Here is a 7,379-nt window from a genome sequence, read left to right as displayed (position 1 = left end):
CCCGGACCGGGCTTGGGACCGGGCCGCGAGGGGCGCGCCGAGCACGCGCTGCGCGAGTTCGGCCGGCTCGCCGAGGACCGGGCCCGCCTCCTCGGCCCCGACCACGGCGAGACCCTGGCCGCCCGGCAGCAGATGGCGTACGCGCTGGGCCGGCTCGGGCGGCACGCCGAGGCCCACGAACTGCACACCGCCGTGCTCGCGTCACGGGAGCGCGCGTCCGGCCCGGACCACCCCGACACCCTGCGCTGCCGGCACAACCTGGCCTTCAGCCTCAGCCGCCTGGGACGCCTGGAGGAGTCGTACCGCATGGCCCGCGACGTGGCCGCCGCCCGCGCCCGCGTCCTGGGCCAGGACCATCCCGACACCCTGGTGACGCTGTACGAGGTCGGGTACGCGCTGGGCCGGCTCGGCCGCTGGACCGAGGCCCTGCACACCTACCGGCAGGTCGCCGAGGCCCGGAGCCGGCTGCTGGGCCCCGACCACCCCGACACCCTCGCCACCCGCTACGAGGTCGGCATCAGCCTGGGCCGCCTCGGCCGCAGCGTCGACGCCCTGGAGCTGTACCGCGCCCTGGTCGCCGACCGCATACGGGTCAACGGCCCCCACGACCCCGAGACCCTGCGCGCCCGCCACGGGCTGGGCGTCAACCTCGGCCGGCTGGCCCGCTGGGACGAGGCCCTCGCGGAGGCGCGCGCGGTCTGCGCCGCCCGGGAACACGTACTGGGCCCCGACCACCACGACACCCTGGTCAGCCGCCGCGAGGTCGCCGTCGCCCTCGGCTGGCTGGGCCGCTGGGCGGAGGCCCTCACCGTCTACCGGCAGGTCGCCGACGCCCGGACCCGGCTGCTGGGCGCCGCCCACCCGGACACCCTGGCGGGACGCGACGACGAGGCGCACTGCCTGGAACAACTGGGCCGCGCCCGCGAGGCCGCCGACCTCTACCGGGACGTCGCCGCGCTCCGGGGGCAGCCGGCCGGCCCGCCGCCCTGAGCCGGTACGGGGGCGGGCGGCCGGGCCGGCCCGCCCCGCGTCCGCGGCGGATCGGTCAGTCGGCCGACGCCGCCCAGCCGTCCGCCTCGATGCGCCGGGCATCCGGCGCCCGGTGCTCGTCGAAGACCGTACGGCCGCCGTCCTCGACCCGGATGCCGTCCACGTACACGCCCCGGCCCACGTACAGCTGGTCCGTGGTGTAGCGCCACCTGAGCCGGACCTCCGCGCCCCGCAGACCGGCGAGACCGGCCTCCAGACGGTGCCAGACGCGGCCCGACCAGCCGGAGAGCGAGCCGTCCGGGTGCTCCTCGGGCCCGGCGGGCCGGTCCCGGCCGCCGGCGGCGGGCGTGGTGGTGAACGGGACCGGCTCCCAGGTGGCCCCGGCATCCGTCGAACCCTCCAGGCGCAGGAAGTCCGAGGCCGGCTCGGTGTCCCACCACAGCGCACAGGTCAGCCGGGCCCGCGAGGAGGCGAGCGCCAGCGGCGGCAGCGCCAGGGTCGCCGTGGCGGCGCTCGCCATCCCGGAGAACCAGGCGGTGCGGCCGTGGGCCGGCCGGACGGCGACCGCCCGCGCCATCTGGTTGGCGGTGGCCACACGCGGCGCGCTCCCGGAACGCCAGGTGCGCACCGGGTGCACGGAGTTGCCGAGGACGATCAGGAACGAGTCCGTCGTCGGGTCCAGCACCAGGCTCGTCCCGGTGAACCCGGTGTGCCCGGCCGTACGCGGCGTGGCCATGGCACCCATGTACCAGTGCTGGTAGAGCTCGAAGCCCAGGCCGTGCTCGTCACCCGGGAACGCCGTGTTGAAGTCCGTGAAGAGCAGCTCGACGGAGTCCCGCGTGAGGATGCGGGCCCGGCCGTACACCCCGCCGTTGAGCAGGGTGCGCGCCAGGATCGCCAGGTCCCAGGCGCAGGAGAACACCCCGGCGTGCCCGGCGACCCCGTCCAGGCTGTACGCGTTCTCGTCGTGCACCTCGCCCCAGACCAGGCCCCGTTCCAGGCCGGACCAGGGCTGCCGGGCGTCCTCCGTGGCGGCGATCTTCGGCTTCCAGGAGGCGGGCGGGTTGTAGCGGGTGCGGCGCATGCCGAGCGGGGCGGTGATCCGCTCGCGCAGCAGCACGTCCAGGGGGAGTCCGGTCAGCTTCTCCAGGACCAGCTGGAGCGAGATCAGGTTCAGGTCGGAGTAGAGGTAGACCGTGCCGGGCGCGTGGGCCGGCTCCTCGTTCCACAGCATCTCCAGCTTCCCCTCCCGCGTCGGCGCGAGGTAGAGCGGAATCCAGGCCCGGAACCCGGAGGTGTGGGTGAGGAGCTGGCGGACGGTGATGTCCTGCTTGCCGCCGCGGGCGAAGTCCGGCAGGTAGGAGGCGACCTTCGCCTCCAGTTCCAGCGTGCCGCGCTCGATCTGCTGCACGGCCAGGATCGAGGTGAACAGCTTCGAGACCGACGCCAGGTCGAAGACGGTGTCGCGGGCCATCGGGATCTGCCGGTCCGGGGGGAACTCCACGCCGGTGTCGGTCGCCTCGTCGTACGCCGAGTAGCGCACCGCCATGCCGATCGGCCGGTGCAGCGCCACCGTCCCGCCGCGCCCCGCGAGCAGCACCGCGCCCGCGTACCAGGGGTGGCGGGGCGAGGCGTCGAGATAGCGCTCCGCCTCCGTCACCAGCCGGTCGAGCGGCTCGCGCAGCAGTCCGGCACGGGCCGCCGACCCGTACCGCAGCGTCGGCCGGGCACCCCGGCCCGTGTCCGTCTCCGGCGACTTCGCCTCCGACTCCGTGGCCGACGCCGTGCCCGCGAAGGGGATGGGCGCCAGGGCGAGCGCTCCGCCCAGGGCCAGCATGCCACCTCCGAGCCGCCGTCTGCTGATGCCCCCGCCTGCCGTGTCCCGCGTCATCCGCGATCCCTTCCCACTGCCTGAAAGTTACTTTCGAAATCTCTTCCGAGCGTGAAACTTCCTGCCGAGGCAGAGGGTACTGTCACCGCCCGCCGGGTCGAAGGGGGCGGCGCCGCAATAAATCTGACGGGTCGTCATGAATGCCGGAGGCGGGGACCGTGCGCGGTGGGCCGGCCGGCCCGGCGGGGGAGACCCTTGACCCCCGCGCCCCGGCCACCCAGGATCACGCCATGACCGGTGTACGCAGCAGCACAGTCGACGGCGTCGTGACCCGCAGCGCACGGCGCACCCCCGAACGGACCGCCCTGCGGTACGCCGACCGGGCCTGGACCTACCGCGAACTCGACGCGGCCGTCACCACCGCCGCCGCCCTCCTCACCGAGGACCACGGGCTGCGGCCGGGGGACCGGGTCGCCGCCTACGCCCACAACTCCGACGCGTACCTGATCGCGTTCCTCGCCTGCGCCCGCGCCGGCCTCGTCCACGTCCCCGTCAACCAGAACCTCACCGGGGACGACCTGGCGTACATCCTGGGCCAGTCCGGCAGCTCCCTGGTCCTCACCGACCCGGCCCTCGCGGACCGGCTCCCCGAGGGCTTCGCCGTACGGGCGCTGCGTGACGCCGGGGACTCGCTGCTGACCGGCCTCGCCACCCCGCGCCCCTTCGCCCCCGCGCACGAGCCGGGCGCCGACGACCTGGTCCAGCTGCTCTACACGTCCGGGACCACCGCGCTCCCCAAGGGCGCCATGATGACCAACGGCGCCCTCGTCCACGAGTACGTCAGCGCCGTCACCGCCCTCGACCTGCGCGCCGCCGACCGGCCCGTCCACGCGCTGCCGCTCTACCACTCGGCGCAGATGCACGTCTTCCTGCTGCCCTACCTGGCGGTGGGCGCCGAGAACACCGTGCTGGACGCCCCCGACCCGGCCCGGATCTTCGACCTGGTCGAGTCCGGGGCGGCCGACAGCCTCTTCGCCCCGCCCACCGTGTGGATCGGCCTCGCCAACCACCCCGAGTTCGCCTCCCGCGACCTGGGCGGGCTGCGCAAGGCGTACTACGGGGCGTCGATCATGCCCGTCCCGGTGCTGGAGCGCCTGCGCGGCCGGCTTCCCGGGCTGGCCTTCTACAACTGCTTCGGGCAGAGCGAGATCGGCCCGCTGGCCACCGTCCTCGGGCCCGACGAGCACGAGGGCCGGATGGACTCGTGCGGCAGGCCCGTCCTCTTCGTCGAGGCCAGGGTCGTGGACGAGAAGGGGGACGAGGTGCCCGACGGCACCCCGGGCGAGGTGGTCTACCGCTCGCCCCAGCTGTGCTCGGGCTACTGGGACAAGCCCGAGGAGAGCGCCGAGGCGTTCCGCGACGGCTGGTTCCACTCGGGCGACCTCGCCGTCCGTGACGCGGAGGGCTACTTCACGGTCGTGGACCGGGTGAAGGACGTCATCAACTCCGGCGGGGTGCTCGTCGCCTCCCGGCAGGTCGAGGACGCCCTCTACACCCACCCCGCCGTCGCCGAGACCGCCGTCGTCGGGCTGCCCGACGAGCGCTGGATCGAGGCCGTCACCGCCGTCGTCGTCCTCAAGGGCGAGGCCACCGAGGAGGAACTGATCGGCCACGCCCGCGAACGCCTCGCCCACTTCAAGGCCCCGAAGCGGATCGTGTTCGCGGACGGCCTCCCGCGCAACGCCAGCGGCAAGATCCTCAAGCGCGAACTGCGCGACCGCCTCGCCTGACGGCCGCCGGGGCGCTCACGCCCGCCCGCGGACCCGGCCGACCCCCGCGTAGATCGTGTCGGGTGTCGCGGCGTGCTCCGGGGCGGGCGTGCCCCGCCACTGAGGGGCGGCCACCAGGCCCGGTTCGACCAGGTCGAGCCCGTCGAAGAAGCGGGCCACCTCCGCGCCGCTGCGGGGCATCAGCGTGATGCCGCTCGACCGGTAGCGGGCCAGGGCCTCCTGGTGGGCGGCGAGGAAGTCCACCGTGAAGTGCGAGAGCACCAGGCAGCTCCCGGCGGGCAGCGCGTCGACCAGCGTGCGGGTGATGCCGTACGGGTCGTCCTCGGCGGCCAGGAAGTGCATCAGGGCGATCATCGAGAGCGCCACGGGCCGCTCGAAGTCGAGCACCGTACGGGCGTGGTCGAGGATCTTCTCCGGCGACCGCACATCGGCCTCCAGATAGTCGGTGACGCCCTCCGGGGTGCTGACCAGCAGCGCCTCCGCGTGCCGCAGGACGATCGGATCGTTGTCCGTGTAGACGACGCGGGCCGCCGGATTGATCTCCTGGACGATCTGGTGGAGGTTCGGCCGGGTCGGGATGCCGGTCCCGATGTCGAGGAACTGGTCGATGCCCTCGCGCGCCGCCCAGGCGGCCGCCCGGTGCATGAAGGCCCGGTTCTGCGCGACCCCCGCCTTCGCCGGCTCCGGCATCTGCCGGCCCAGCTCCTCGTCGACGGGGTAGTGGTCCTTGCCGCCCAGAAGGTAGTCGTAGACACGGGCCGGATGCGGCCTGCTGGTGTCGATCGGGCCTGCCGTCATGTTGTGCTCCCCAACCCTCGGGCCGGAGAACACGCGTCCCCCGGCGGACAATGGCTCACCCGGGCTCATCCTGCCACAGCAACCCCGCCGCTCAGCAGGCGAGTTGGCCCGTCACCCGCGCTCGTCCACGATCCGGCGGAACTTGCCCACCGACCGCTCCAGCGTCTCCGGATCGAGGATCTCCACCCCCACCGAGACGCCGATGCCGTCCTTGACGGCCGCCGCCACCGACGCGGCGGCCGCCGTCCGCTGTTCCGGCGTCGCCCCCGGCCGGGCCTCCGCCCGCACCGTCAGCACGTCGAGCCGGCCCTCGCGGGTGAGCCGCAGCTGGAAGTGCGGCGACACCCCCGGGATCCGCAGCACGATCTCCTCGATCTGCGTGGGGAAGAGGTTGACTCCCCGCAAAATCACCAGGTCGTCGCTGCGCCCGGTGACCTTCTCCATGCGCCGGAAGACGCGGGCCGTACCGGGCAGCAGCCGGGACAGGTCCCGCGTCCGGTACCGGATCACCGGCATGGCCTCCTTGGTGAGCGAGGTGAACACCAGCTCGCCCTCCTCCCCGTCGGGCAGCACCTCGCCGGACACCGGGTCCACCACCTCCGGATAGAAGTGGTCCTCCCAGATGTGCAGCCCGTCCTTCGTCTCCACGCACTCCTGCGCCACCCCCGGCCCCATCACCTCCGACAGCCCGTAGATGTCCACCGCGTCGATCCCGAACCGCTCCTCGATCTCGCGCCGCATCTCCCCGGTCCACGGCTCGGCCCCGAAGATCCCCGTCTTCAGCGAGGTCGTGCGCGGATCGACACCCTGCCGCTCGAACTCGTCGAGGATGGTCAGCATGTACGAGGGCGTCACCATGATGACGTCGGGCCGGAAGTCCTGGATCAGCCGCACCTGGCGGGCCGTCATGCCGCCCGACGCCGGGATCACCGTGCACCCCAGCCGCTCCGCCCCGTAGTGCGCGCCCAGACCGCCGGTGAACAGACCGTAGCCGTACGCCACATGGATCTTGTGCCCCGGCCGGCCGCCCGCCGCCCGGATGGAGCGCGCCACCACGTCCGCCCAGGTGTCCAGGTCGCGCTCCGTGTAGCCGACCACGGTCGGACGGCCCGTCGTGCCGCTGGAGGCGTGGAGCCGGCGGACCTCCGACTCCGGCACCGCGAACATCCCGAACGGGTAGTTGTCGCGCAGATCGGCCTTGGTGGTGAACGGGAACCGGGCCAGGTCGGCGAGCGAACGGCAGTCCTCCGGCCGCAGCCCCGCCCGGTCGAACGCCTCCCGGTAGTGCGCGACGTTCTCGTACGCGTGGCGCAGCGTGGCCCGCAGCCGCTCCAGCTGGAGGGCTTCGAGCCCGTCGCGGCTCATCCGTTCCGCCGCGTCCAGCAGCACCGTCATGCGGGGCCTCCCCGTTCCGTACGCCATGCCGACGACCGATCATTCGGTCGTCTCTGCCGGGAGCAGTAATTCAGGATCACGCACCCCCTGGCAAGAGGCGCGACGCATCTCCGCTCCCCCTCCGCACAGCGTCCCGAAGTGCCCACACCACCCGGACGGCCCTGTTTGGATGGAGGGATGCCGACCTTCCACACGTACGACGGGACCGAACTGGCCTACCACTTCGCGGGGGAGGGGGCGCCGCTGATCTGCCTGCCGGGCGGCCCCATGCGGGCGAGCGCCTACCTCGGCACCCTCGGCGGTCTCGCCACCCGCCGGCGGCTGATCCTCCTCGACCCGCGCGGCACCGGCGACTCCGCCGCCCCCGAGGACCCCGCCACCTACCGCTGCGACCGGCAGACCGAGGACATCGAGGCCCTGCGCGTCCACCTGGGCCTCGACCGCGTCGACCTGCTCGCCCACTCCGCGGCCGGCGACCTCGCCGCGCTCTACGCCGCCCGCCACCCGCACCGGCTGCGCTCCCTGGTCCTCGTCACCCCCACCACCCGCGCCGCCGGCCTCCCCGCCGCCGGCCG

General features: G+C 73.8%; 6 protein-coding genes. 3 read left to right on the top strand and 3 right to left on the bottom strand.

What is annotated here, in order from left to right; translation table 11 throughout:
• On the top strand, positions 1 to 990 hold a 990-nt coding region (locus tag MHW47_RS29595), incomplete at its 5' end, for a tetratricopeptide repeat protein (RefSeq protein WP_239226856.1).
• A gap of 55 nt (positions 991 to 1,045) precedes the next feature.
• Here MHW47_RS29595 and MHW47_RS29590 read toward each other — a convergent pair.
• The gene (locus MHW47_RS29590; protein ID WP_239226854.1) at positions 1,046 to 2,881 is read right to left on the bottom strand and encodes a serine hydrolase domain-containing protein; all 1,836 of its coding nucleotides are present in this window, start codon (positions 2,879 to 2,881) and stop codon (positions 1,046 to 1,048) included.
• A 230-nt stretch (positions 2,882 to 3,111) separates the two neighbouring features.
• Here MHW47_RS29590 and MHW47_RS29585 point away from each other — a divergent pair, with 230 nt between their 5' ends.
• Entirely contained in the window at positions 3,112 to 4,611 is a 1,500-nt protein-coding gene (locus tag MHW47_RS29585) for an acyl-CoA synthetase (RefSeq protein WP_239226852.1), read from the top strand.
• Positions 4,612 to 4,626: 15 nt separating this feature from the next.
• On the opposite strand, the gene MHW47_RS29580 is transcribed toward MHW47_RS29585, so the two are convergent.
• Together MHW47_RS29580 and paaK are read right to left on the bottom strand one after the other, a co-directional pair.
• Positions 4,627 to 5,409 (bottom strand): SAM-dependent methyltransferase, encoded by a 783-nt coding sequence (locus MHW47_RS29580; RefSeq protein ID WP_239226850.1) that lies wholly within the window; start codon positions 5,407 to 5,409, stop codon positions 4,627 to 4,629.
• A gap of 111 nt (positions 5,410 to 5,520) precedes the next feature.
• Positions 5,521 to 6,804, bottom strand: coding sequence for a phenylacetate--CoA ligase PaaK (gene paaK / locus MHW47_RS29575; RefSeq protein ID WP_239226848.1), 1,284 nt, complete (start codon positions 6,802 to 6,804; stop codon positions 5,521 to 5,523).
• 177 nt (positions 6,805 to 6,981) lie between these two features.
• On the opposite strand from paaK, the gene MHW47_RS29570 reads away from it, so the two are divergent.
• Positions 6,982 to 7,379 (top strand): alpha/beta fold hydrolase (locus tag MHW47_RS29570; protein WP_239226846.1); only part of this gene is annotated, 398 nt, incomplete at its 3' end.

The organism is Streptomyces sp. OfavH-34-F (genome assembly GCF_022347745.1).
Classification (GTDB): domain Bacteria; phylum Actinomycetota; class Actinomycetes; order Streptomycetales; family Streptomycetaceae; genus Streptomyces.
Note: the sequence above shows the minus strand (reverse complement) of the source record. Positions and strands in the feature narration are given on the sequence as shown.